This is a genomic window from Rhodococcus sp. DMU1 (genome assembly GCF_012272955.1).
Classification (GTDB): domain Bacteria; phylum Actinomycetota; class Actinomycetes; order Mycobacteriales; family Mycobacteriaceae; genus Rhodococcus; species Rhodococcus aetherivorans.
Genome location: NZ_CP050952.1, coordinates 86,799 through 112,542, shown reverse-complemented (window position 1 = coordinate 112,542; position 25,744 = coordinate 86,799). Strand labels below are relative to the sequence as shown.

The following is a 25,744-nucleotide window of genomic DNA, read 5'->3' as shown; positions in this document are numbered from 1 at the left end:
GCGACAGTCATCGGTGACATCGGCTACCAGCGGGGCGACGACCTTGTTCGTAAGATCGTTCGGATTCGCGTAAACGGGATTGGAAGGCATGCTGACCCTTTCGTGGTGTTTTGACTTCAGCTGAAAGGGCGGTCTTCTGCGCAATGTCCGGACGGGTCTTCTCGTTACGCGGAGACGGTGTCCCTTCTGATCGAGCCGCTGATGCTTCGACCCCCGCATACCGGAATGCTCTGTCCGGTCACGTAACCGGCGTTGGCGTCGCCGAGGAAGGCAACCGCGCGGGCCACATCGATGGGCCGTCCTACCCGGCCGACCGGGATGGAGTGCCGGACCCGATCGAGGATGTGGGCGGGCATCGAATTCGACATCGGTGTTTCGATGAACCCGGGTGCAATGCAGTTGACGGTGATGCCGTCGGGCGCCAGGGACAACGACAGGCTTCTACTCACGCCGGCGATCCCACCCTTGGAGGCGGCATAGTTGGTGGAGCCGAAGTTGCCCAGCCAGGCACGCGAAGTCAACGAGATGATCCGGCCACTTCCTGAGCAGCGCAGCGCCGGCAGAGCTGCGGCGGTGGTGGTCAGCATCCCGATCAGATTGACCTCGATGACCTGGCGGAAAACCGCGGGGTCCATTTTCTCGATGCGGGCGTCCTTGAGGATTCCCGCGCAGTTCACCAGAACGTCGAGTCCACCGAGATCGGCGACGGTGGCATCGACGGCGGCTTGTATGGACTGCCGGTCGGCGAGGTCTGCGGCTCGGGCCGACACAGCTACACCGGTTGCGTCGGCGATGTCGTTCGCTACGGTTTGCAACGCAACTTCGGAGATGTCCGACAGCCCTAGGCTGTATCCGAGTTCGGCCAGGTGTTCGGCGATACCCCGTCCGATGCCGCCCGCAGCGCCGGTGATGAAGGCGACACGAGCACGCGGCGTGGATTGCTGGTGGTCGGGGTTCATGGGTGCAGCCTCCCGAGGTCGGCGCCATTGGCGGCGTAAATTTCTTGGCCGGTCACCGCAGTGGCATGCTCAGCGGTCACCGTAGCGATCAGCTCGGTAACGGCCGGCTCGTTGGGGTCGGTGTCGAAGAAGATCGCGTTCGCGGCACCGCCGTGCCGCTGCAACTCGATCGCGACCGACCGGACGAAGCTGATCAGAGCCCCCGTAACCGCGCAATCCAATGGTCTGAGCGGATCCCCCAGGGCCGCAGACGCGGGGGCGAGGACGACCACCCGACCGCGACCGTGTGTTTCGGTTATCGACGGCCAGTGATGCTGAACGGCGGAGAACGCGGACAGCAGCGGATGTGCCACCGCATGCTCGAGGTCTGCGGTGTCGAGCGTCTGATCACCGTCTGCGCCGCGGAAGACGAGCACCACTACCGGGGAGGCGGCTACGTCGGCGGGGTTCGCGGGATCGGTGAGGTCGATTGTAGTGACCGTGGAGGCAGTCATCGCGTCACCAGCAGGACTGTGACCGAGCCACCGTCGGTGCCGCTGACGGTGCCTCCCTTGCAATAGGCGAGCCCGACGTTCGCTTCGTCGACTTGCCGTCTACCGGCTCGGTGGGTGAGTTGCCAGGTGAGCTCGCAGATCTGCGCGACGCCGGTGGCACCCACCGGGTGTCCACGGCTGAGGAGGCCGCCGCTGGCGTTGACGGGAAGTTTGCCCCCGATCGAGGTGTTACCGCTCTCTGTCCATCGCCCACCCTCACCGACCGGGACGACGCCGAGGCCTTCCAGGCGCACGATCTCGGCGATGGTGAAGCAGTCGTGCATCTCCACCAGGTCGATGTCTTCCGGCCCGTATCCGGTGATGTTCCACGCCTGTTCACCCGCTCGACGAGAGACGTCCTCGTCGTTGAGGTTGGTGTCGGCAGTGACGATTTTGCCGCTGACCAGGGCGCAGCCGGCGATACGCGGAGCTGATGAACGCCCTAGTCTGGCGAGACCGGCCGCACTGCACAGAACCACTGCGGCGGCACCGTCGCTGATGGGACTGCAATCGAGAAGTCCCAGTGGCTCGGCGATGGTGCGGGCGTCGAGAACTTCCTGCAAACTGATCGGTCGCTGGTATTGAGCGAACGGGTTGTGCACCGAGTGGGCGTGATTCTTCACGGCCACCGCGGCGATCTGCTCGCGAGTGGCACCGTGGTCGGACATATACCGCCGCGCACTCATTCCATGATTGGCGGCCATGACCAGGCCGTTGATGGCATCGAGGTCCGTCGGGTCGGGCATGACGCCGCCGGAGACACGGTCGGTCATCTTCTCCGCACCGATGACCAAGACGATGTCATACAGCCCGGCCTTGATCGCGATCCACGCTTCGCGGATCGCGGTCGCCCCGCTGGCGCAGTAATTTTCGTGGTTGGAGACGGGAAGCCCGCCAAGACCCATCTGCGCCGCGACGCGTTGGCCGGCGACCGGGCCGCCGAACACGTGCCCGACGTAGACGGATTCGATATCCTTGGTGGTCACGCCCGCGTCGGACATCGCTTCGCGGGCAGCGCCGACGGCGAGTTTCTCGAACGTGATGTCGACGGGGTATTTGCCGAATCGCACCATGCCGGCGCCGGCGATGTAGGTCTCGCTCATCGGTTCTCCTCGGTGCCCCGGAATCGGTACCACCACAGTGGTTCTCCGGAGGAATCGGTCTTCAACGTAAACAACTCGACGGCAACTTCGTCGTCGATCGCGACGGTGCCTGTCGCCGCGCCCAACAACCGGACACCGTCGTCGAGATCGACGGTCACCAAGGTGTAGGGCGTCTGTAACGGGGGCGGAGCCTGGTGAACGATGGTCCAGCTGGTGACTCGACCTCGGTCGGCCAGCAGGACGTTGTCGACGGCGTCGGCGCCGCAAATGGGGCACAGCGGCCGCTCCGGGAACGAACGCCGGCTGCACGCCCGGCAGGCGATACCCTTGAGGCCCTGGGGCTCCAAGCTGACAACGTCGCTTCTCAGTGGTGAACCCGTGGAAGTCATGGGCTACATTCCGCCTCTCTGGACCAGCTGCGCTGCAATGATGTTCTTCTGAATTTCATTCGTACCCTCGCCGACGATCATCAGGGGGGCGTCGCGGAAGTACCGCTCGATGTCGTACTCGGTCGAGTAGCCGTATCCGCCGTGAATGCGCAGCGCGGACAGCGCGACCTCCATCGCGGTCTCGGAGGCGAACAATTTCGCCATTCCCGCCTCCATGTCACATCGGAGTCCGGCGTCGAATCGACTGGCGGCAAACATGGTCAGCTGACGCGCGGCAGTGAGTTTGGTTGCCATGTCCGCAAGTTGGTGACCGATTGCCTGATGCTTCCAGATCGGCTTGCCGAACGACTGCCGATCCTGTGCGTATTGCAGCGCGTCTTCGAGCGCGGCGCGGCCGACCCCGAGGGCGCGGGAGGCGACCTGGATCCGGCCGGTCTCGAGGCCCTTCATCATCTGGGCGAAGCCGTGGCCCTCGGCGCCGCCGAGCACGGCCGAAGAGGGAACTCGGAAGTTGTCGAAGGAGAGCTCGCAGCTCTCGACGCCCTTGTATCCGAGCTTGGGGAGGTCACGCGAGACGGTCAGTCCGGGGCCGTGCTCGACGAGCAGGATGGAGATGCCCTTGTGCGTCGGGGTGGCCTGGGGGTCGGTCTTGCAGAGCAGGGCGATGAGGCCGGAGCGGCGCGCATTGCTGATCCAGGTCTTCGAACCGTTGACGAGGTATTCGTCCCGTTCGAGGCGTGCATGGGTACGCATCGCCTGGAGGTCGGATCCGCCGCCGGGTTCGGTCAGGGCCATGGTCGCGCGCAGTTCGCCGGTGGCCATCCGAGGAAGGTAGGTGGCCTTCTGGTCGGGGGTTCCGAAGGTGGTGAGCAGTTTCGCGACGACGGTGTGACCGCCCATGGCGCCGGCCAAGCTCATCCAGCCGCGCGAGAGCTCCTCGGTGACCTGGACGTAGCACGGCATCGAAACCGGAGCGCCCCCGAACTGCTCGGGAATGGCCAGTCCGTAGATGCCGATCTTCTTCATCTGTTCGATGAATTCCTCGGGGTACTCGTTCTGGTGTTCCATCTCGTGTACGACTGGCTTCACATCGCGGTCGATGAAGTCGCGGACGGTCTGGACGAGGAGTTGTTCTTCCTCGGGGATGTCGATATTCACGTGAGAGTCCATCTGCGTCAGTGGTCGGAGAGCGGAGTGTCAACCGCCGGGGTGGGCATCCCGGCGGCGTCGAGCCCGAGTTCGGTGAGCGCAAGTTCGCGCAGGCGGGCCTTGGGTACCTTGCCGCTCGCGACCCGCGGGAAACTGGCACTGGTTCCGTAGATCACGTGGTGCGGGGCCTTGTACTTGGCGGCTCTGCTGCGGACGTGGTCCTGGATCCGGTCGAGGGTGACGTCGTCTCGGTCGGCGTCGACGAAGACAACGATCGCCTCCCCGCGCGCGATGTCGGGAATGCCCACGGCATGCACTTCGCGGACGCCGGCGATCTCCCCCACCAGAAGTTCCACTTCGAGTGGGCTGACGTTGATGCCGCCGGGCTTCATCATCTCCGAGAGCCGGGAGTGGAAGTGCAGGTATCCGTGCTCGTCCATGTATCCGAGGTCACCGGTGCGGAAGAAGCCGTCGGGTGTCATGACCTCGCGATTGCGGTCGGGATCTTTGTAGTAACCCCGCATGACGTGGCCGCGGATCAGGATCTGTCCGATTTCACCGGTCGGTACGGGCTCGTCGGTATCCGGGTCGGCGATGCGGATGTCCCAGTCGGGGAGGGGACGCCCGATGGTGTCCTCGGCCCGCTCGACGGGGTCGTGGGCATCGGTCAGCGCGCACAACCCGTAGGACTCGGTCAATCCATAAATGCTGGTGCCCAGGGTCAGCCCGAGTTCGGTGCGGGCGAGTCGACGGTCCGCCTTGCTCAGGCCGAGGACACCCTTGCGAAGGCTGAGTTGGCGGCGAGCGCAGTCGGGATGGTCGACGAGGCTTCGGGTCATGTTTCCGAGCCCGTAGTACGCGGTGCAGCGCTCACGTTCGAGCAGTTCGAGGGCTCGGCCCGGTTCGTACACCTCCATGAGAACCACACAGGCGCCGTGGGTCCAGGTCGCGCCGAGGGCCTGGATGACACCGAGTCCGTAGAACAGCGGTGTCGCGAGGAACGACCGGTCGTGTTCGTCGAGCGCCTGCCGTTCGCCGATGTTGAAGGTGTTGACGATGGCGTGGTGATGTTCGAGCGCGACACATTTCGGTCGCGCCGTGCTGCCGCTGGTATAGATCAGGTACGCGAGGTCGTCCGGCTCGACTGCGGCTTCCGCATCGGCCAGCGCGTCGTCGCTGATCTGTTCTCCGCAGCCGAGGAACTGACGGAGCGATACGGCAGCCGGGAGGCGGTGCTGCCCGAGCTCGACGACGTGGTGCAAGGCCGGCAGTTTCGTGTCATGGAGTATGCCGTCGGGGCCGGGTGCCTCGGTGACCGCCGCGACGGTGCCCGCGACGATGGGAACGTAGTCCGTATCGCGAAGCCGATCGAAGAACAGCAGGACCTTCACGTCACCGTGGTCGAGCGCGTACGCGAGCTCATCGGTCTTGTACCAGGTGTTGATGGGCACGACAACTGCGCCTATCCGCGCCCCGGCCATCGCGGTGTACAACCATTCGGGGCGGTTTCCGGCCAGTATTGCGATCGAGTCACCACGGCCGATTCCCATGGCCAGCAGCGCCTTCGACCATTGGCTGACCCTGTGATCGAGTTCGGCGAAGGTGGTGGCCGTCCCTTCGAACGAGATCGCGGCCCGGGTGGGGAAGCGGTCGGCCATTTCGTGCAGCAGGGCCCCCCAGGTGCGAGCGGCAGGAGCTGATGCGGTCATTGGAGTTCCTCGCGGTGTGCAGGCGACGAATCGGGTGGGGCCGGAGAAGCAGGCGGGGCGGGTAAGCCGGAGGTTTCGACAGGGAAGGCGAGTACGCGCCCGCCCTTGGCAACGGTGACGATCAGACGGTCGAGCGCGTCGCCGGCGAAGCAGACGCTGGTGGGCATCGTTCCTACACCGATCGCCAACTGCTCACACATCTGGCCGGTCGAGTCGAAGTAGGTGACCTTTCCCGATTTGCTGCCTGCTACCCACAGACCGCCCTGAGCGTCGATGGTGATGCCGTCGGGGGTCGAGACGGTGATTTGCGGGAAGTCATGATCGACGGTCGCGCTGTGTGCTGTGACCACATAGCGGCGTACCCGATTACGAGCGGTCTCGGCGACATACAGGTGTTCCGGGTCGGGCCCGAACGCGATGCCGTTGGGAAAGAAGACGTCGTCGAGAACGACTGAGGCGTGATCGGCCGCGGGGTCGTACCTCCAGACGCGACCCGGCAGGGCTGCGCTGCCGAAGTCGTGGCCGTTCGGGTCGGTGAACCAGAGGGCGCCGTCCGGTCCGAACGTACAATCCGACGGAGCGTGAACCCTTCCGTTGAAGATGGTGCTCGGCGCGGCGGCCGCCCGGTGATCCCAGACCTGGATGGACGGCGAGACCGGCACCTGTGATCGGGTGGGCATCGCGCCGCCACCATTCTGGGTGATCCACAGTCGCCCGTCGCAGCCGAGCGTCATGCCATTGGGTCCACCACCGGTTTCGGCGACTGCCACAGCCGGGCGCCCGTCGAGGAAGATCTCGTACAGCGCGCCTCGACTGACGCTCGTGACGAACAATCGGCCGTCTGTGGTCCATACGGGCCCCTCGGTGAAACCGATGTTCTTCCCGAGTGTCAGGCCGTCGTGGACTGTTCTGCGGATAATTGTCGGTGCCGCCATCAGTGCTGTCCTGTTCTGATTGTCGCCGGTGCCGCGCGGACGGTCGACGCCCAACGCGTCATCAGGGTCTCGGCTGGCTCTGTGTTCTCGCCGCGGCCACCGGCGGTGCCCGGTGTTCTGCTGTAGCGGGGAGCGGGCGCCGGCTCGACGCGATCACCACGGACGAGGGTGTTCCGAAACTGCATATGCGGATCGGTCACCGCCTCGTCGAGCGCGAGAACGGGGGATACGCACGCGTCGAGTTCGGCGAAAACCAGTGTCCATTCTGCGCGCGTTTTCATCCGGAAGATTCGCGCAAACAGGTCCTTCATGGCGGGCCACTGCGCCCGGTCGTGCTGTGCCGGTAGGTCGGCGTCGGCGAGCCCGAGACCGAGGAGCAGTCGCTGGTAGAACTGCGGCTCGATGCTGCCCACGGCCATGAAGGCGTCGTCCGCGGTCCGGTAGACGTTGTAGAAGTGCGAACCACTGTCGATGCTGTTCGTGCCGGGTTCGCCCGACCAGTTCCCGGTGGCCTTACGGTTCCAGATACCGCTCATGAGCAGGCTGGTTCCGTCGATCATTGCGGCGTCGACGACCTGGCCGGTACCGCTGGATACCCGCTCGTAGAGTGCGGCGAGGATTCCGGTGACCAGCAGCATCCCGCCGCCGCCGTAATCGCCGACGAGGTTCAGTGGCGGAACAGGGACTTCGCCCTGGCGGGCGATGGACCGGAGGGCACCGGTCAGGGCCAGGTAGTTGATATCGTGCCCAGCGGTAGCGGCGAGTGGTCCGTCCTGCCCCCAGCCGGTCATTCGGGCGTAGATCAAGGCCGGGTTGCGGTTCAGGCAGGTGCCGGGTCCGAGCCCAAGCCGTTCCATCACGCCCGGCCGGAATCCTTCGATGAGTACGTCGGCGTGGTCGATGGCCTCCAGAGCACGGTCGCGATCGTGTAGGTCCTTCAGATCGAGGCTCAGTGCGGTCCGTCCCCGGCCGAGGATGCCGGGGTCGTCGGTGCGCTGCCCGGGCCGGTTGATGCGCAGAACTTCCGCGCCGGCGTCGGCGAGCATCATCGCGGCGAACGGTGCCGACCCGAGTGCGGCAATCTCGACGACGCGCAGTCCACGGAGCGGGCCGAGGGAGGGGGCTGTGTCGGTCATGTGCCTTCCTTGTCGGCTGCGACGAAGATCAGGTGCGACTCTCCGTCGTCGATGGTGGTGAAGTCGGCGCGGACTCGCTGCCCGATCCGGAGAGAGGACATCGGCGCGCCGACGACGTTGCCGTAGATCCTGGCGCCCTCGTCGAGTTCGATGACCGCGACGACGTACGGGCTCGGCAGGTAGAAGTCGGTCAGGTAAGTCCTGTGGAAGGCGGCGTAGGACCACAACCGGCCCTCACCGCTCACCGTGGTCCACTGCGGGCTTTCCGTGTTTCCGCAGCGAGTGCAGGCCGCTTTCGGGGGAAACTGATGGTTTTCGCAGGCTGCGCATGCGCTGATCAACAGCTCGTGCCGGGCCAGTCCTTCGAGGTGGGCGGTCAACGAATAGCGGGGGTTCATGCCTGTGCTCCGTACACGACCGAGGTCACCACGGGAGCGGCGCACAGGTACTGAGCGATGGTCGCATCGTGCACCTGGCGGTCGCCGCACGTTTTCCTCAACTGGCGGATGGCCTCGACGTTCAGCCCCCACCCTTGCATGTAGCTTTCCGACAGATGTCCGCCGGAAGTGTTGATCGGCAGTTCACCGCGCAGTCCGATGCGGCCGTCCTGGATCCATGCTCCGGACTCGCCGGGAGCGCAGAATCCGAGGCCCTCCAAGGTAAAGAGCACATTGGGGCTGAAGTTGTCGTATGCCATCAGGACGTCCACGTCGGCCCGAGTGCAATCGGCCATTGCATACGCTTGTTGCCCGGCGGTGCCGATTGCCTCGCGCCAGAAGTCGTCCGGCGGGAAATCGGAGTTGCGCAGCTGCCCTTGTTGTCCGAACCCCAGGACGTGAACGGGTGGTTGAGCGCAGTCGCGGGCCCGGTCCGCTGAGGTGAGAATCATGGCCACGCCGCCGTCGTTGATCAGGCAGTAGTCGTAGATCTTCAGCGGTTCGACGATGAAACGGGACTCGAGGTAGATCTTGTGTGAGATGGGATCTTTGAATACGGCTTGCGGATTCCGCGATGCGTGCTCTCGCAGGGTGACCGCAACCTGCGCAAGTTGTTCGGCGGTGGTGCCGTACTGCGCACAGTGCCGCTGGAACATCATCGCGTAGAAGGCTCCGGGCGAGGTCATCCCATACGGCAGGGTCAACGCCGGGTTGGTGCCGTATCCCTCGGCGGCCGCGCTGGCGCTCGCGCCGCCGCCTCCATAGGTGTGCCCACCCGAGCGCCCGTTGTTGCCGTACACCAGCGCGACGGTGGAGGCCACTCCGGTAGCGATGGCCAGCACCGCCATCTGGATGGCGACGCCGGTCATGCGTCCCTCCGCCGGCAGCTGCGCCGACCAGCGGGGTTCAATTCCCATCCGCGAGGCCACCACCTCGTAGCTACTCACCCGGTTCACGATCAAGCCGTCGAGGTCGCGCGTGGTGAGTCCGGCATCGGCGAGTGCAGCCTCGAGGGCGGTCAAGCCCAAATCGTCGGCGGAGGAACCCGGGAAATTGCCGAATTCGGTCGTGCCGACCCCAACCACTGCGGTGGCCGCGCGAAGTGCGGCGCGATCTGCGTGACGGTGCGTCTGCACTACAACTCCCGATTTGATAAATGATACGTACGGACAAATTCACTGTGACATGCCCGCGGTGTTTTCGCAAGAGGGCGGACGTGAGGGTTGTACCGTATACCTTTGTGCTGCTGAGGCATTGGGCTAAGAGTGAGTTCACCGGATGTGCGAGCATGCCACGGCGACCTTCCGGTCCCTTGGAAGGGACCGGAAGCCCCAAGCGGCCGCGGTAGAAGCGCTCAGAGTGAGAAGTCGATGATTCCGCGGATGTTCTTACCGTCTCGCAGGTCCTGATAGCCCTGGTTGATCTCGGCGAGCTTGTAACGGGTGGTGATGAGTTCGTCGAGTTTGAGCTGTCCTGCATCGTAGAGTCGCAATAGCCGGACGATGTCGTACTGCGGGTTCGACGAACCGAACAGAGTGCCCTTGATGGTCTTCTCCATGAACACCATTTCCTGGCCCGACACGTGGACGGTGAGGTTGGCGGCATTGGACACGCCCGTGACCACGACCGTCGAGCCCTTCCCGATCACCTTGAATGCTGCGGTGATGGTTTCCTCGTCCATGGTGCCGATCAGCACGAGGGCCTGATCGGCACCCTGGCCCCAGGTGAGTTCATTGACCTTCGCATGTGCTTCCTCGGCGTTGGAAAAGACGTGAGTCGCTCCGAATTTGAGCGCGGTGTCTCGCTTGAATTCGACGGGGTCAACACAGACGATGTACTTCGCTCCGGCGTGCACCGCACCCTGAACCGCATTGACGCCCAATCCGCCGATGCCGTAGATCACGGTGGTGTCACCGGGGCGAACGTTGCCGGCATTGACGGCGGTGCCCCATCCGGTCGGGACGCCGCACCCAACGAGCACTGCAGAGTCGAGGGGAAGCCAGTCGTCGACCTTCACGACCGAGTACTCGGACACGGTCGCGAGTTCCGAGAAGGCGCCGAGCATACAGAAGGCGCTGTAGTCGGTGCCGTCCTTGTGTAGGCGGAAGGTGCCGTCCGGCATGCTGCCTTCGAGAATTGTCGATCCGGCATCGCAGAGATTCTGGTGCCCGGTCGAGCAGTACCGGCAGATGCCACAACTCGGGGTGAAGCTGCAGACCACGTGGTCTCCGACAGCGACCTTCTTCACGCCTGGGCCGATCTTCTCGACGATGCCCGCGGCTTCGTGCCCTCCCACCATCGGATAGCGCACCGACAGATCTCCGTCCATCATGTGCAGATCCGAGTGGCACAGTCCAGCCGCGGACATTCGCAGCATGACCTCCCCGGGCCCGGGATCGTCGATGTCCAGTTCCATGATTTCGAACGGGGCGTGGGGTGCGGTCAGTACGGCGGCGCGTGTCTTCATTGTTCTTCCGATCGTCGTTCGAAGGATTTTCTCAGCTGTGCATGGTCCATACGGACTTGGTTTCCAGATATCCGTCGAGGCTGTCCGGGCCCAGGTCACGGCCGTAGCCCGACTGGTGGAACCCGCCGAACGGAGCTGCTGGATCGGTCAGCCCCCAGCCGTTGACGTAGACGGTCCCGGCCTGCAGTCTGCGCGTCATCGTCTGGACGGTATTCACATTCGTCGTCCAGATACCCGCGGCCAAGCCGTAGTCGCCGGCATTCGCCCGCTCGATGACCTCGTCGATGTGGTCGAAGGCGAGAACGACGACAACCGGACCGAAGATCTCCTCACGTGCGCATTCCATGTCGTCGGTCGCATTGGCGATGATCGTCGGGGGGTGGAAGTGCCCGGTCAGATCGCCGGGAACCTGCGCAGCCTGATAGACCTTGGCGCCCTTGATTTTTGCACGTTCGACGTATCCCCGGACGCGCTCGAGTTGCGCATTGTTGACCAAAGGGCCGAAATCGACACCCTCGTCGAGCCCATGTCCGATCCTCAACTGCCCGGCGATCGCGGTGAGTTGCTCGACGACCTCGTCATGGATGTCTCTGTGTACAAACAATCGTGATGGTGCGCTGCAGGTTTGACCGGAGTGCCAGAAGATGCCGCCCGCAGAACCGGTCACCGCCTCCGTCACGTCGGCGTCGGGCAGGATGATGTTGGCGGACTTGCCACCAAGTTCGAGTGTCACCCGTTTGACGTCGGCCGCGGCTTGGCGAGCGATGTGCTTGCCGACCTTCGTCGAGCCGGTGAATGTGAGCTTGTCGACCCCAGGATGGGCAACCAAGGCTTGACCAGCGGTCCCGCCGGTGCCGGGAACGACGTTGAGCACGCCGGGGGGCAGTCCGGCCTCGCCGGCGAGTTCCGCCAGCCACAACGCCGACAGGGGCGTTTCTTCGGAAGGCTTGAGGACCATCGTGCACCCGGAGGCAAGTGCGGGGCCGATCTTCCATCCGCACAGCAGAAGTGGGAAGTTCCATGCGGTGATCGCGCCCACCACTCCGACCGGTTCGCGTTCGGTGCGCACGTGGATACTCGGATGAGATACCGGGACGGTCGAACCGACGATCTTGGTGGGCCAGCCGGCGTAGTAGTGAAACGCCCGCGCGGCGAACTCGACATCGATGTTTCGTGCTGCGCCGAGGACCTTCCCTGCATCGAGGACCTCGAGCTGAGCGAAGTCATCGGCGTGCTGGTAGATCAGATCGCCGATCCGGTGGAGGATGCGTCCGCGGTCGAGGGGGCTCATCTGCCGCCACGGGGCCGACTCGGCAAACGCGCGCCGGGCCGCATCGACCGCGTCGGCGACGTCGTCCACTCCTCCGGAAGCCGCAACCGCGATCTGGCGCCCGGTTGCCGGGTCGAAGACGGGCATCTCCTCGCCGCTGCGCGCTGCGCGCTGTCCGCCATCGATGAAGACGTGCGGGGCGGTCTTCAGGCGGTTGACGACAGCCGAGGAGAGAAGGTGATCGGTCGATGCGATGGGTGTCATCATGCCTCTCAGATTGGATATGTGATACATCAGATGTGACTCACGTTACGCCCGAGTGGCCTCGAAGTCGAGTCCGGCCCCGGCGCCGCGGACAGCGAAGTGTCGAGCCAGGAGAAGCGGTCGGCTGACGAACTGCACAAACCCGCTGTTCAGAGCCGTCGATGCGCTACTTGGGGGACGATTGGCGTGCGGCGGCGTGTTGCACACGGCGATGCGTCAGCGGTGCCCCCTACGGATCACGTACACTAGCCCGTGTTGATGATTGATCAAATTAGGAGTCGAGATGACTGCGTCTGACGCCGGAATCGATCTACCGATTCGTGCTGCACAGAACGGTGGCCGGCGTGAGGACGCTCGTCCGCAGGTGGCGCGACGAAACATGAGTGGTCAGGTCGTCGACTACATCAAGAATATGATCTTCGACGGGTCTCTGATTCGGGGACAGCGAGTGCCGCAGGACCAAATCGCCAAAGATCTCGGCGTCAGTCGTCTGCCGGTTCGGGAAGCGCTCATCACTCTCGAGGCCGAAGGATTGATCGACTCCGAGCCGCATCGCGGTTCCTATGTTGTCCCCATCCGGCGCGAGGACATCGACGATCACTACCGAATCTACGGAATGGTGCAGGGGCTCGCGTCACGACGCGCCGCGTCCCGTATCACCCAGCCAACGCTTGCCCGGTTGCAGGAGCTACACGAACTCATGCAGAACAGCGACGATCCTGACGTGCTTCATAACCTGAACTGGGAGTTTCACGCCCTCATCAATCAGACGGGTGGCAGCCGGCGCCTGTTGTCGGTGCTGCGGCAGCTGGCCAAGAACCTGCCACGGGCCGTGTACGAGGCACCGCCCGGCGCGAGTCCCGAAGCCACTCGGAGTCACCAGAAAATGCTCGACGCCTTGAAGCGTGGGGACGGGGCAGCAGCGGAAGCTGCGTCGCGCGAACACGTTCAGTTCGAGGGCGAGTACGTGATAGCCAAGCTCAAGCGCGACGGCATCCTCGCCGACGACGACTGAGGACGGCGAACAGACACGTCGGAAGACGGCGCAGGTCACCGGCCGGGCTGAGACGGTGAACCGGCCGGTGATTTGGCGGGCGAGTGCGTCCGAAACTCGGCAGGTCGAGTTGCTGCTGCATCCATCCCAGCGCGATGGCTTCGGCCCGTGTACGCGCGCGTAACTTGCGCTCTCGACCGTTCGATGATGTCCAGCGCGTCCAGGGCCCGCGCCATCGACGTGGGAAGAAACGCGGTGAGCTGACCACGGATGTGAAGAGCCGCGCGTCGGGCTGCCGGTCATCCAGCCCGTCTGAACGCCGGGCCCCTCATGGCACGGTGGAGGACGGACCATCCGCTGCGCCGAGATCGGTCTCGTTCCGCGAGTGACAGCGATCGGCCGGGGTGTCGGCACTCCCCCACCTTCCTTCCCCGTAGGAGCAGGTAACTTGTATCAAATATCCGGGGGATATTCGTCGACCTGAACCCTAGCCGCACTGTCCTGTCGGTAAAAGTACCAGTTCAGAGCGGTCATACGTGCCACTCCCGACCTCCCTCGTGGCTGCACACTTGATAAATGATGCAAAAAACCGCAGACTGTGTGGCGCACGCCACTGCGTGATCCCCTCCTCCTCGATGTCCCCAGGAGCCCCGATGCCAGAAACAGCCATCGACGATGGTTTGCGCGAACGCCCATCCACTCCACTTTCCGCGGAGAGCAACCGTCTGAGGCCCTACCACTGGGCTGTCATGGTGCTCGGGGTGCTCGGCTACGCGACCATCGCCGCCGACGCCGCGATTTTCCCCACGAGCTATCCCCTCATCCAGCAGAGTCTGGGGTTCTCCGACAATGCCGTCGGGTACATCTATGCGGCCGGATTCTTCACCTGCGGCGTCATCGCCATGTTCCTCATCGGCCCGTTGACGGACCGGTTCGGTCGTAAGCCACTCTTCGTCGCAGCTATCGCAATCTGCTCTGCGTTCACGATTCTTGCTGGATTCTCCTGGAACACTGTGTCATTCGGTGTAATGCGGTCGATCGCAACAGTCGGGTACGTTTCGTGGGGACTGGCCACCGTGCTCATTGCCGAGTCAGTACCTGCGAAGCACCGGGGATGGATGACCGGGACCGTACCAGTGGGGTGGGCCATCGGATTCGGAACATCGGCCTTCTTCTCCGAACACATCGCAGCCAGCATGGGATGGCGGGCGGTGTTCTGGATCGTCGGCGTACTCCCCTTGGCCTTCGGTATCGCGGTCTTCTTCGTCATCAAGGAAACACCGCACTTCCAGGACCTCCAGCATGCCCGTCGGACGGGGGCGAGCAAGTTCCACGTTGACGTCGCCAAGACGGAGAAAAGTGTGCTCGCTCAGCTGTGGGCAGCGGATATGCGTCGCCGCACCATCGGAGTAACTCTGTTCTTCCTCTTCATCGTGCCCCAATACGCCATCATGTCCTATTTCGGACTGAGCTTCCTGCAGGCGAAGGACATCTCGTTTCTCGAGGCCAACCGCGCAATAACCTGGGCAAACTGGCTCGGTATCGTCACCATCCTCGCCGCCAGTTTCCTCACGCGGGGCAAAGGCGCCCACTACACCCTCACGTCCGTCGGGGTGCTCGGATCTGTCTGCGCCATCTTCATGGTGTACCTGGCCACACCGTCGACGATCTTGCCCTGGTTCGTCGTCTACGTCTTGATCACCATCGGGCTATGGGGCGGATCCTCGAACTTCTTGCAAGAAGCCTTTCCCACCCGTATTCGTGGCACGGGTGGAGCATGGGGTTCTGGCATGTTGTGGGCCAGCTACGGAACTCTTGCGCTCATCGTCGCTCCATTGCTGACCGTCTACAGCTGGAATGTACTGGTCATCGTCTTTGGTGCCGTACTGCCGCTGATCGCGCTGATCGGTCTGTGGCTGGTTCCGCGACCGAAGGCGCTCAACTCCAACCTCGAAGACCTGCTGCACTGACATGCTCCCCCGCACACTCCGAGCGATCCGGAGGATTTCGCCGCCGTTGTCGAACACAACCTCCCCGAGCCTCGGCCCTCCGCCTCAGGCCCAATGACATGAAAGGGAAGAGCCGATGAAGGTTTTCGACGTTGTAGACCAGGGACACGGACCAGCGGTGCTCTTCTCCCACGGCACGCTCCTGGATCGGACCATGTACACCGAGCAAACCGCTGCTCTGGCCGATCGCTACCGAACCTTCGCCTACACCAGCAGGGCCGGAACATCGGAATATGCCACCGACTACGACCTCGACTCGCTGGTCTCCGATTGCCTGGAGGTGGCCGCCCGAGCAGGAATCGACCGATTCGTACTGGTGGGAATGTCCGTGGGCGGTTTCATGGCGATCGAACTGGCCCTGAAGCACCCTGAACGGCTGGCCGGGCTGGTCCTGATGGACACGATGGCTGACGCCTATACCAGCGAGGAGAAGGCTCGGTTCGCCGATGTATTCCGACCCATGAAGAGCGAAGCCCCCATCTCCGCAAGCTTCGCACAAACCTTCGTTCCCATCATTTTCGGCCCGCAGGCCATCGCGAACCGTCCCGATTTGGTCGATTCGTGGGTGCGCAAGTGGCGGACCAGACCATCGCGGTCGGTGTGGGGCGAATACAACTCGTGGATCGGCAAGCACGAACGCCTTTCCCGCCTGCCGGAGATAGAGATCCCGACCCTCATCGTGCACGGTGAGGACGACAACGGCATCGACATTGCAGCTGCCGAACGGATGCATGCCCGGATACCGGGCTCGGCCTTTGCCCGAATCCCAGGCGCGGGTCACTTGGTGACTGAAGAAAGCCCCGATGCCGTGACAACCGCGCTGACGACCTTCCTCGATGCCCTACCGCGTTGGTAGATCCGGCCGGACGGTCATCGAGCATCCGTGGACTACCTGGTCTCCCGTCGAGCATCGTCGTCACCGGTGCCGATCATGATCGACGGAGGACAGTCCGCGTGAACGTTGCCCGACTCCCGGAAACCGTGCACTACGCAACGGTTGCCGCTTCCTCACATTACTGTTCTCTCTGGAGGAACCATCATGAGCGTGCCTGAAAAGCGCTCCACCACAAAGATGCTTCGTGTAACTGCAGCAGGATTCGCCGGCACCGCACTCGAGTACTACGACTTCTTCCTGTACGGCACCGCCGCAGCCCTCGTGTTCGGACCCCTGTTCTTCCCGTCATACAGCCCGCTGGCGGGGACCCTCGCCTCCTTCGCGACTTTCGCGGTGGGATTCCTGGCGAGGCCATTGGGCAGCGTGCTCTTCGGCGGAATGGGTGACAAGGTCGGCCGGCGCAAGACGCTCGTGGTCTCGCTGTTGATGATGGGCACCGCAACGGTTCTGATCGGCATACTTCCGACATTTGAGCAAGTCGGCTGGCTTGCACCGCTCCTGCTGGTCACTCTCCGTTTCGTGCAAGGCATCGCGATGGGCGGAGAGTGGGGTGGAGCTGCACTGATGCTCGTCGAGCATTCACCCCCGCGCCGGCGCGGGCTGTATGGCAGCACCGTCCAGATGGGGGTGCCCGGTGGACTCCTGTTGTCGACCATCGCCGTCACCGTCAGTGACCACATCTCCGGCGACGCTTTCGAAACGTGGGGATGGCGGATTCCGTTCCTGCTCAGCGCCGGACTCTTCGCCATCTCGATGTTCATTCGCCTCGGCGTCGAGGAAACCCCGGACTTCACCGAACTGCAGACCGCATCGGCCCAGCAAAGCACCCCGGTGCGCACACTACTGCGCAGTCAATGGCGGGACGTCGCATGGGCCGCGGGCGTCATTGCTCCCGGAGGCATCCTGTTCTATCTGGTTTCCACCTATGCCGTCTCCTACGGCACCACCATCCTGGATATCAGCCGTACCACGATGCTCAATGCACTGCTCGCCGCATCGATCGTTTATTTGATAAGTCTGCCGGTATCCGGTCATCTGAGTGACCGGTTCTCACGCCGTACTGTCCTTCTCGCCGGGTGCTTCACCGCCCTGTTCGGAGGGTTCGTGCTGTTCGCGCTGATGAACACCGGATCGGGCTGGGCCGCGTTCTTGGGTATCACCTTCATGCTGGCGGTGGTGCATTCGGCACTGCAAGCCCCGCAGCCGGCCTTCCTCGCGGAACGATTCAGTGCCGATGTCCGGTTCAGCGGCGTCGCGTTGAGTCAGGCGCTGTCGGTCAGCGTCATCGGCGGCACCGCCCCCTTCATGGCGACGCTGTTCTATAGCTGGACGCACTCCACCTGGCTGATCTGCACCTGGCTCGCACTCTGGAGCGTGGCTGGGGCCGTCTCGACGATCGCGCTCAGCAGGAGACCATGTGCGATCGACGATGCCGGGCAGCGACCGGCCGATACCGACCGGGAACACCGGCTCGGTGCGACACGTTAACTGACCGGCACTCACGACAATTTCCGCGGGTGTGCTGTTCCGTCCGCTCGGTGGACAGCGCACCCGCGGCGCTCTGAACCGGAAATATGCTGCGCGCCAATGATATAACGCCACTCGATCCGACTACGCAGTCCGCCGAGGATCTCGGCGGGGGTCGTTCCGAACGCGCGAGCCCACCGATGCGCGCCCCCGGTGGTGCCCTCAGTTCCTCGAACAACACCGCACGATCTCCTTCCGTGACATCGGTGTCCGTCCCGAGGTAGACCACAATCCGATCCATGCACACCAGCCCGATCCGAGGGCGCCACCTACCGCCCAGCAGCACCGGCATACTGCGGCCCAGCGCACGCGAGCTCCCGTCCGCGTGCCCCACGGGCAGCAGAGCGACCGAACAGTCCCTCTCTGCCACCCGACCGAGGTCGGCATGGACCGGATCGAAACGCAGGTCACCGCGGCACCTGCTCGAGGTGAACGTTCGCAGTTGACCGCCACCTGGTCCCTCGCGGCGGTCCCGTGCCGTGCCACCGCTACTGACCGCGATCTTGCACCGCACGGTGGCTGTACGCGTCTGGCTCGACTGCCGCCATCGACGACGCCAACGGGGTCGGAGCCGACAGGGCCATCGTGCTGCGGGAGACGGGGTCGAGGTTCACACAGGCTTCGATGACAGGTCGTCGGTCCTTCAGAGATGCGGTGCTGGGAGCGCCATCGTTATCCCAGTAACGATTGACACGGTTACGGCCCTCGATTCGATGCTCCGCACCCGCCCACACAGGGTGGGGGATGACGGGTAGTGCCGCGGACGAGGCCGCGAATCCTGCTTGACCCCTCCTCAGCCACCATCGCGGTCATCGAGCGTGTATTGACGCGTTCAGGGCCGGTTCGGTCGGCTACCAGATTATCCTTGATTCAGTAGGCGCGAGGTGGGTGATGAGCCGATTCAAGGCACCAGGTGCCGGTTCGAGGTCGTAGGTGGCCGAGACCGATCCGGGGGCAACGCAGCGCGACCAGACTGCAGCCATCGCCACGGAGCTGGCTGCGGAGGGATTCGAGGGCGCCACCGAGATCGGACGGGGCGGCTTCGGTGTGGTTTATCGCTGCGAAGAGCGGGCTCTCGATCGCGTCGTAGCGATCAAGGTGCTCACGACCTATCACGACCCGGAAGGCGTGGATCGGTTTCTCCGTGAGCAAAGAGCAATGGGACGCTTATCCGGGCACCCCAACATTGTCACTATCTATCGCGTCGGGACGACGGGTGCCGGTCACCCGTACCTCGTCATGCAGTACCACGAGCCGGGCTCCCTTCAGTCGCTGATCGAGTCGGGTCCGATCCCCTGGCCCCGTGTCCTACACCTCGGTATCAAGGTGGCCGACGCGCTCGAGACTGCCCACCAGCAATCCATCCTGCACCGAGACGTCAAACCCGCGAACATCTTGATCGACACCTACGGAGAGCCGCAGCTGACAGATTTCGGCATCGCGCGCATCGCCGGCGGATTCGAGACCGCGGCCGGTGTCGTCACCGGGTCACCCGCCTACACCGACCCCGACGTGTTACTCGGGCGTCCCCCCAGCCCGGCGAGCGATCTCTATAGCCTCGGAGCCACTCTGTTCTGCGCGCTCACCGGGCACGCGGCCTTCGAGCGGCGCCGCGGAGAGCCTCTGATCGACCAGTTTCGGCGCATCACCAATCCGAGCGGCTCCCTGCTACGCGACTGGTATGGAGAGATTCCGGAGGAGGTCTGCACTGTGATCGAGCACGCGATGGCACGCGATCGCGGCAATCGTCCCCGCACGGCAGCCGACTTCGCCGACCAATTACGCCGCGCCCACCACAACGCCGAAGGGAGCGCGACAGACTCAGGTGCCGCTCCGGACTACACTTCACCAGCGTTCGGATTCGGATTCCCGGCACCGCACTCACGGACCCCGATGCCCTCCGGCCGGTACTCTGCACCCCCAACACCCGCCACCAGATTCCGACCCCCACCACCGAGCCGTACGCTGGTCACCCGGGACCGTCTGATGCAGGCCCTTCACACCGATCGACGGCGACGCCTGACCGTCATCCACGCACCCACCGGATACGGAAAGAGCACCGCAGCGGCACAGTGGCTCCATCAGCTCGCCGACGAGGGCATTGCCACCGCATGGCTGACCATCGACCGAGACGACGACAATCCTCTCTGGTTTCTCGCACATCTCATCGAAGCCATCACCACCGCGTTGCCGGCCTTGGCGACCGAATTACGTGACACCTTCGAAGCACACGGTGACCGCGCGTGCCCACACGTGCTGACAACGTTGATCAACACACTGCACGATCAAGACCAACACCTGGCTCTCGTCCTCGACGACTGGCATCGGGTCTCGGATCCCTCGAGTGTGGCTACGCTGACGTACCTACTGGACAACGGTTGCCACCACGTCCAGATCATCGTGACCAGTCGCACGCAAACTGGACTGCCGATGAGCCGGATGCGCGTTCGCAACGAACTAGTCGAGATCGATTCGGCAGTATTGCGATTCGACGAAGATGAAACACGCAGCTTCCTCATGGAAGCCTCGGGACTGGACCTGGCAACAGAGGACATCGCCGACCTGGCGAGGTCGACCGACGGCTGGGCCGCCGCCATACAGCTGGCGTCGATTTCTCTGCGCTCGTCCGCGGACCCTGCCCAGTTCATTGCCCACCTCTCGGGCCGCCACCACGCGATCGGTGATTTCCTCGCCGAGAACGTCCTCGACTCCCTCGATACGGATACGCGCGCATTCCTACTGGCCACCGCCATCCCCGACCGCATCTGCGCCGACCTGGCCTCGACCCTGACCGATGTGCGACGCGGTCAGGCGATGCTCGAGCTGATCGAAGCGCGTGACCTTTTCTTGCGCCGAGTCGACGACGAAGGGCACTGGTTCAGATACCACCACATGTTCGCAGAATTCCTGCGTGGCCGACTCGACACCGAGTTCCCCGGGCGATCGGCGCAGTTGCATCGATCCGCATCCACCTGGTTCGCCGAGCACCGCTTTCTCAGCGAAGCAGTCGATCACGCACTGCGTGCCGGCGATACAGCCGGTGCAGTGAAACTGGTCGAACGCGACGGGACGTATCTGCTCGAGCATTCGCAGATGTCGACGTTGCGTGGACTTGTCGACAAGCTGCCGACAGACAGCACAATGTCCAATCCGCGGCTGCAACTCGCCGCCGCGTGGTCGAACATCCTGCTCTACAACCCCGGCCCCGCTCTGCAGGCACTTGACCGCGTCGATACCGCGCTCACCCACCTCAGCGCGTCGGAGACCCCCGCGCTGCGTGCCGAAGCCTCGGTGATCAGAGCGGTCGTGGAATTGCGTGCAGACCGAGCCTCGCGAATCGACGACTTGGTGCGTCCGTGTCTCGATCGTCCCGATGACTTCCGGCCGTGGGTCGTATCCGTCGCAGCGAACGTTGCCACGTTCGCCAAGATCTGTCGGGCGGACTACCGGGCCGCCTATGCCCTTCAGCACTGGGCCGCAGCGTATCACCAGCGGAACAACGGACCGTACAACTCGGTACACGGACACTGCTGGGTGGGTATAGCGGCCTTCGAGCAACTGGATGTGAAGCTGGCGGAAGCGAGTTTCCGCACCGCGATGAAGATCGCTCAGCAAGTGGATGGTCGACGCTCCTACACCGCTCGGTTAGCCGGCGGGCTCCTCGGTGAAGTTCTGTACGAACAGGGACACACCGCCGAGGCCGAGCGCCTACTCGACGACGGATACGACCTCGGACCACACGCGGGCGCTGTCGACTTGAAGATTGCCCGGTACGTCGTCGGAGCCCGGATCAAAGTGATACACGGCGACCGGTCAGCGGCCGTTGCACGACTGGACGAGGGAGCACGATTCTCCATGCAGATGCAACTGCCGAGGCTCTACAGCTCCATCGTCAACGAATCGGTGCGCCTGGATCTCGTCCTACCATCCTCAGATGCCTCGCAGACTGCAGATCTCACCTACGCCGAACGTGCGGAGCAGGTGTCCGGTCTCGACGAGGTTATCGCGCAGAACCGGGAGGAGGCGGCCATCACGCGATTGGTGCGAACCGGATCCCTGGCGAATACCGAGCTCGCATGCCGGTGGGCCGGAGAGTGGGCGGAGCGACTTGCGGGCAGCGAACGCCACCGGGCTGAGCTACGGGCCCGCAGGCTGCTGGCCGGATGCCTCGCCGCATCCGGCCGTAGCGAAGAGGCTGGAAGCCTGCTCACCGGGGTAGCAGCCCAATGCGCGAAAGCCGGGTTGGTGCGGTTTCTCGCCGATGGCGGAGTACACGTCATGGACACCCTCCGACAAATCGCCGGCAACGTCCATCCCCCCAGCCATCCGCCGCTGTCGTCGGACCTGCCGGACGAATTCGTGTCGGCCGCGCTCGCGGCTGATGCCGGCCTGCCCTGAGCTCCCTACCGCAGGGATGACACAGCGCCCTCGGTGCCGTGTTGAATCGATCGTCGGGCCCCGGCTCCTGCGGAAGAGACGAGGATCAACCCCGCCCCGATGGCGAGCCAGATGGCCGCGGCAAGCATGCCGATCCGGAAACCCCAAGGACTGACCACCGAGGCGAGGGCTGGTCCGGCGCTGGCACCGAGAAAGGTGAAGGATCCGTACAGTGCCGTTGCACCGCCCGTTTCCTCCGGACGCACCTGCACCAGAAGTGACTCGACAATGGCTGACGCCGTAGCGGAAATCGCCGCCACGAGCAGCAACACCGCTATCGACAGTCCTATCAGGTAGTCCGACGACACCGATCCGGCGGCCACGGACATCGCCGCCACACCCAACGCCGCCGCGCCCCGGCGGGCCGGTCGCCACCGCCTCAGCACTCGACCCAGAAATGGAATGACGAGAAGTGCTGGCACGGTGATCAAGCGCAGCACCTGCAGGGCCTCGGGATTTCCGGCAACCGACGGCGGGCCCACCAGCGAGATGGTGGTGAAGACGCTGACATACCCACCGAGGAATGTGGCCGAAGCACCGAACAGCGCGACCAACCGCCACCTGCCCAGAATCGTCACCAAGACCCCGAACAGCCGCGCACCACGGGGGTGGCCGATGGCCCGCGCCCTCGGAACGAACACAACAACGACCACGGCGGCCACCGCGAGCGCACCCGCACCGAGCACAAAGACCGCGCGCCAACCGGCCGCAACAGCGATCACCTGTGCGGCGACGGGAACGACTGCCGCCGCTCCGAGGAAACCGCTGGTCAAACAGCTCAAAGCCAGCAGACGCTGGCGCGGATCGATGTTCTCGGCAATATACGTGAACGCGGCGGGGGCGAAGGCGGCTGCCGCACAGCCCTGCCCCGCGCGAGCGATCAGTTCGAGAAGCAGCGTGGAAGGAAGGGCTGCCAGCAGCGTGGTGACGGCAGCGGTGCACAGACCCACAGACATCACGGTATGGGAACCGAATCGCGACGCCAGCGGCCCCGCCGCGAGGAACCCGACAGCATAGGCGACGCCGAACACAGTGGAGGTCGCCGTCACCTGTGCAGGGTTGACATCGAAGGAAGCGGCCATCTGCGGTAACAGCGCCAATACCGAGTACATCTGTCCTACCGCGGTGACAGCCGTGGCGGTGAGAATGATAATCACTCGCCGGGGCGGGACATACCGATCCCGGACGACGTCGATCGAACCGATATCGGTGCTCGTCTCTCGACCCACACCGCCTCCTTCGTGCGTTCCTGGTAGGTCAACCGTGTAATCGATTGCCACCCCGACCACTTCGTGGTGGCTCAGTGCGGACCGCGGACGTCCCGATCAGCGGTGCCGGCGCAGGTCCATCCGGTAGCTGTAGCGGCGGGGATTGAAGCGGGAGGCGGTGAACTCGACCGGCCGCCCACCGGCGTCGTGGTACAGCCGCTCGATGAGCAAGACGGCGTCCCCTACCGAGCATCCGATCAGTTCGCTCTCAGCTTCTTCGGCTCGAGTGGCGTGGATGCTCTGGGTCGCCGAGACGATGCCCTCGGGCAGTAACCGCTCCGCCGATTGAATGATCGTGCTGTCGGTCTCCCATGCTGCCCGATCGATCACGTTGTCCGCCAATGAGGAAACCATGTAGTGCCGAGTCAGGGCGAAGGGCGCATCGTTGTAGCAGCGTTGGACGAGGGCACAGCGGACATCTGAGATGTCCGCGCCGAGGTCACGAGCGATCGCAGGCTCGCTCACCCCCCGCCGGAAAGGCTCGAGCAGCCGAGTGGTGGTACCCGGCCAGCTCATGATCTCGTCGAGCGATCCGATCGCACGCTGATAGCGAACGGAGTTCGTCTCGTACCCAATCAAATACGTGCCACTGCCCTGAACACGGTGCACCATGCCCACCTCGACCAGGTGTCCGATTGCTTGCCGGATCGTGTGCCTGCTGACGCCGAAAGTGTGCCGAAGTTGATCCTCGGTAGGCAACTTGTCACCCACGGCGTACTCACCGCGTTCGGCTCGCCGCCGAAGTTGTTCGGCGACGAGCCGGTACGCGGGACGCTTCAGATTCGAATGCGTCTCCACAATCATGCCTGCCTGTCAGTCCCTCACCGAGGGTGCTTCGTCACTGAACAGCGACACTCCGCGAGTCTCGGGGAGATACCGCAGCAGGATCAAGAACGACAGCGCTGCAACCGCGACCAGATAGAAGGCGGGAGCGACGATGAGCGCGGCCGCCGCCGCGATGGCGGTAGCGATGAACGGGCCGGGCCCGCCGATGAGAGCCTGCGCGACGTTGAAGCCGATCGAGCTACCCGTCACCCGCAGTCGGGCCGGGAAGAGCTCGACCATGAGAACTCCGAGCATGACATTGGCCAGTGCCTCGAACGCCGCCAGGATTGCCAGACCGATCAGTGCGAGGTACCAGGTGCCGGTCGAGAGCAGCGCGAAGCAGGGGACCGCGGTCAGAGCAATGCCGACGGCGCCGAGCAGCATCGTGCGTCGGCGGCCGATGCGGTCGCCGATCATGCCTGCGACGGGGCACATGAGTGAGTAGATGAGCAATCCGAGCACCGCGAGTTCGAGGGCGGAGGTCTTGGCCATGTGGACCTCGACACTGAGGAAGGTGACCACGAAGGTTGCGAGGTAGTAGAAACCGAGGCCGGTCACCGCGGTGCAGACGAACACCAACAGGATTCCGGATCGACTGTGCTTACCGGCGTTGCGCAGCGGGGCATGCTCGACCTCGTGAGCGCGCTGGAGCTCCTGGAACACGGGAGTGTCCTCGAGCCGGAGCCGGACGTAGAGACCCAGGACGGCCAGTGGGCCGGCGACGAGGAAGGGGACACGCCACCCCCAGCTCGTCATCTGGTCGTCGGACAGCAGGGCCGTCAACAGCAAGGTCACCGCACCCCCGGCCATGACCCCGATGCCGGCGCCGGCGGAGACCACACTGCTCCACAGCCCGCGCCGGCGGGCCGGTGCATATTCGACGAGGAAGGCAGCCGCGCCCGCGTATTCGCCACCCGCAGAGAAACCTTGGGCACACCGAAGGAGCACCAGAAGAGCGGGAGCAGCGACGCCGATTGTGGCGTACGTCGGCAGGACGCCGATGCCGATCGTGCAGATGCCCATGACGACAATCGCGAACGAGAGCGCCGCGCGGCGACCGGCACGATCGCCGAAAGCCCCTATCAGCAGCCCGCCGAGCGGACGAAAGAGGAACGCGACGCCGAAAACGGCGAGGGAGGCCAACAGCGACGTCGTGGCGTTGCCGGACGGAAAGAACAGCTGTCCGATGGTCGCGGCCAGAAACCCGTACACCGCGAAGTCGAACCACTCGAGGAAGTGGCCGATGCCCGCGGCGACGGCGACGCGTCGAGACACCCGGGGTGCCAGCGTCCCCGATGAGGTCAGCGCATCAGTCGTCGGCGCCTCTCCCGGAGTGGTGGGGGGTGACGGCAATACGGGGGGTGGGTTCGTCATCGAGGTCTCCTCGGGAAGCGTCGTGGACTTCTTTCGCCACGACGTGAATTTGGTCCTGCGCGAA

At 64.2% G+C, this 25,744-nt stretch carries 21 protein-coding genes; 5 read left to right on the top strand and 16 right to left on the bottom strand.

The window, feature by feature from the left end; genetic code table 11:
- Positions 1 to 164 precede the first annotated feature (164 nt).
- The 12 genes from HFP48_RS00500 to HFP48_RS00445 all read right to left on the bottom strand — a co-directional run bounded on the left by HFP48_RS00500 (position 165) and on the right by HFP48_RS00445 (position 12,354).
- Positions 165 to 959 (bottom strand): SDR family NAD(P)-dependent oxidoreductase, encoded by a 795-nt coding sequence (locus HFP48_RS00500; protein ID WP_050034300.1) that lies wholly within the window; start codon positions 957 to 959, stop codon positions 165 to 167.
- Positions 956 to 1,453: a hypothetical protein gene (locus tag HFP48_RS00495; protein ID WP_050034299.1), complete on the bottom strand. Its 498-nt coding sequence runs from the start codon at positions 1,451 to 1,453 to the stop codon at positions 956 to 958. Before HFP48_RS00495 ends, HFP48_RS00500 begins: the two co-directional genes overlap by 4 nt.
- Complete coding sequence (locus HFP48_RS00490; protein WP_006931494.1) at positions 1,450 to 2,595, bottom strand: thiolase family protein; 1,146 nt, start codon at positions 2,593 to 2,595, stop codon at positions 1,450 to 1,452. The genes HFP48_RS00495 and HFP48_RS00490 overlap by 4 nt, the downstream gene beginning before the upstream one ends.
- Positions 2,592 to 2,984, bottom strand: a complete 393-nt coding sequence (locus tag HFP48_RS00485; protein ID WP_049904081.1) for an OB-fold domain-containing protein — start codon at positions 2,982 to 2,984, stop codon at positions 2,592 to 2,594. The genes HFP48_RS00490 and HFP48_RS00485 overlap by 4 nt, the downstream gene beginning before the upstream one ends.
- A gap of 3 nt (positions 2,985 to 2,987) precedes the next feature.
- Positions 2,988 to 4,154 carry an acyl-CoA dehydrogenase family protein gene (locus tag HFP48_RS00480; RefSeq protein ID WP_072633855.1) on the bottom strand — a complete coding sequence of 389 codons (1,167 nt, stop codon included), beginning with the start codon at positions 4,152 to 4,154 and terminating at the stop codon, positions 2,988 to 2,990.
- Between the two features lie 5 nt (positions 4,155 to 4,159).
- Positions 4,160 to 5,842 carry an AMP-binding protein gene (locus HFP48_RS00475; RefSeq protein ID WP_168578853.1) on the bottom strand — a complete coding sequence of 561 codons (1,683 nt, stop codon included), beginning with the start codon at positions 5,840 to 5,842 and terminating at the stop codon, positions 4,160 to 4,162.
- The gene (locus HFP48_RS00470) at positions 5,839 to 6,777 is read right to left on the bottom strand and encodes an SMP-30/gluconolactonase/LRE family protein (protein ID WP_168578852.1); all 939 of its coding nucleotides are present in this window, start codon (positions 6,775 to 6,777) and stop codon (positions 5,839 to 5,841) included. The genes HFP48_RS00475 and HFP48_RS00470 overlap by 4 nt, the downstream gene beginning before the upstream one ends.
- Positions 6,777 to 7,913, bottom strand: coding sequence for a CaiB/BaiF CoA-transferase family protein (locus tag HFP48_RS00465; RefSeq protein ID WP_072633852.1), 1,137 nt, complete (start codon positions 7,911 to 7,913; stop codon positions 6,777 to 6,779). The genes HFP48_RS00470 and HFP48_RS00465 overlap by 1 nt, the downstream gene beginning before the upstream one ends.
- Positions 7,910 to 8,311, bottom strand: coding sequence for a Zn-ribbon domain-containing OB-fold protein (locus tag HFP48_RS00460; RefSeq protein ID WP_081636920.1), 402 nt, complete (start codon positions 8,309 to 8,311; stop codon positions 7,910 to 7,912). The genes HFP48_RS00465 and HFP48_RS00460 overlap by 4 nt, the downstream gene beginning before the upstream one ends.
- The gene (locus HFP48_RS00455) at positions 8,308 to 9,486 is read right to left on the bottom strand and encodes a thiolase family protein (RefSeq protein WP_168578851.1); all 1,179 of its coding nucleotides are present in this window, start codon (positions 9,484 to 9,486) and stop codon (positions 8,308 to 8,310) included. Before HFP48_RS00455 ends, HFP48_RS00460 begins: the two co-directional genes overlap by 4 nt.
- Before the next feature lie 218 nt (positions 9,487 to 9,704).
- Entirely contained in the window at positions 9,705 to 10,817 is a 1,113-nt protein-coding gene (locus HFP48_RS00450) for an NDMA-dependent alcohol dehydrogenase (protein ID WP_050034293.1), read from the bottom strand.
- A gap of 31 nt (positions 10,818 to 10,848) precedes the next feature.
- The gene (locus tag HFP48_RS00445) at positions 10,849 to 12,354 is read right to left on the bottom strand and encodes an aldehyde dehydrogenase family protein (protein ID WP_168578850.1); all 1,506 of its coding nucleotides are present in this window, start codon (positions 12,352 to 12,354) and stop codon (positions 10,849 to 10,851) included.
- Between the two features lie 280 nt (positions 12,355 to 12,634).
- Between HFP48_RS00445 and HFP48_RS00440 the strand changes: the two genes are divergently transcribed.
- The 4 genes from HFP48_RS00440 to HFP48_RS00425 all read left to right on the top strand — a co-directional run bounded on the left by HFP48_RS00440 (position 12,635) and on the right by HFP48_RS00425 (position 17,737).
- Complete coding sequence (locus HFP48_RS00440; RefSeq protein WP_006931474.1) at positions 12,635 to 13,366, top strand: GntR family transcriptional regulator; 732 nt, start codon at positions 12,635 to 12,637, stop codon at positions 13,364 to 13,366.
- A 632-nt stretch (positions 13,367 to 13,998) separates the two neighbouring features.
- Complete coding sequence (locus HFP48_RS00435; protein ID WP_168578849.1) at positions 13,999 to 15,315, top strand: MFS transporter; 1,317 nt, start codon at positions 13,999 to 14,001, stop codon at positions 15,313 to 15,315.
- Positions 15,316 to 15,430: 115 nt separating this feature from the next.
- The gene (locus HFP48_RS00430; protein ID WP_168578848.1) at positions 15,431 to 16,210 is read left to right on the top strand and encodes an alpha/beta hydrolase; all 780 of its coding nucleotides are present in this window, start codon (positions 15,431 to 15,433) and stop codon (positions 16,208 to 16,210) included.
- A 183-nt stretch (positions 16,211 to 16,393) separates the two neighbouring features.
- The gene (locus tag HFP48_RS00425; protein ID WP_168578847.1) at positions 16,394 to 17,737 is read left to right on the top strand and encodes an MFS transporter; all 1,344 of its coding nucleotides are present in this window, start codon (positions 16,394 to 16,396) and stop codon (positions 17,735 to 17,737) included.
- Here HFP48_RS00425 and HFP48_RS00420 read toward each other — a convergent pair.
- Entirely contained in the window at positions 17,652 to 18,146 is a 495-nt protein-coding gene (locus HFP48_RS00420) for an alanine racemase C-terminal domain-containing protein (protein ID WP_268778314.1), read from the bottom strand. The two genes, HFP48_RS00425 and HFP48_RS00420, sit on opposite strands and share 86 nt — an antisense overlap.
- A 563-nt stretch (positions 18,147 to 18,709) precedes the next feature.
- Between HFP48_RS00420 and HFP48_RS00415 the strand changes: the two genes are divergently transcribed.
- A complete protein-coding gene (locus tag HFP48_RS00415; RefSeq protein ID WP_168578845.1) occupies positions 18,710 to 22,174 on the top strand; it encodes a serine/threonine-protein kinase in 3,465 nt (1,154 codons plus the stop codon).
- Positions 22,175 to 22,179: 5 nt separating this feature from the next.
- Here HFP48_RS00415 and HFP48_RS00410 read toward each other — a convergent pair whose 3' ends face one another.
- The 3 genes from HFP48_RS00410 to HFP48_RS00400 all read right to left on the bottom strand — a co-directional run bounded on the left by HFP48_RS00410 (position 22,180) and on the right by HFP48_RS00400 (position 25,581).
- On the bottom strand, positions 22,180 to 23,442 hold the full coding sequence (locus HFP48_RS00410; RefSeq protein ID WP_144414981.1) for an MFS transporter: 1,263 nt from the start codon (positions 23,440 to 23,442) through the stop codon (positions 22,180 to 22,182).
- Positions 23,443 to 23,538: 96 nt separating this feature from the next.
- Complete coding sequence (locus HFP48_RS00405) at positions 23,539 to 24,285, bottom strand: GntR family transcriptional regulator (RefSeq protein WP_050034286.1); 747 nt, start codon at positions 24,283 to 24,285, stop codon at positions 23,539 to 23,541.
- A gap of 9 nt (positions 24,286 to 24,294) precedes the next feature.
- On the bottom strand, positions 24,295 to 25,581 hold the full coding sequence (locus HFP48_RS00400) for an MFS transporter (RefSeq protein ID WP_006942118.1): 1,287 nt from the start codon (positions 25,579 to 25,581) through the stop codon (positions 24,295 to 24,297).
- Positions 25,582 to 25,744 lie beyond the last annotated feature (163 nt).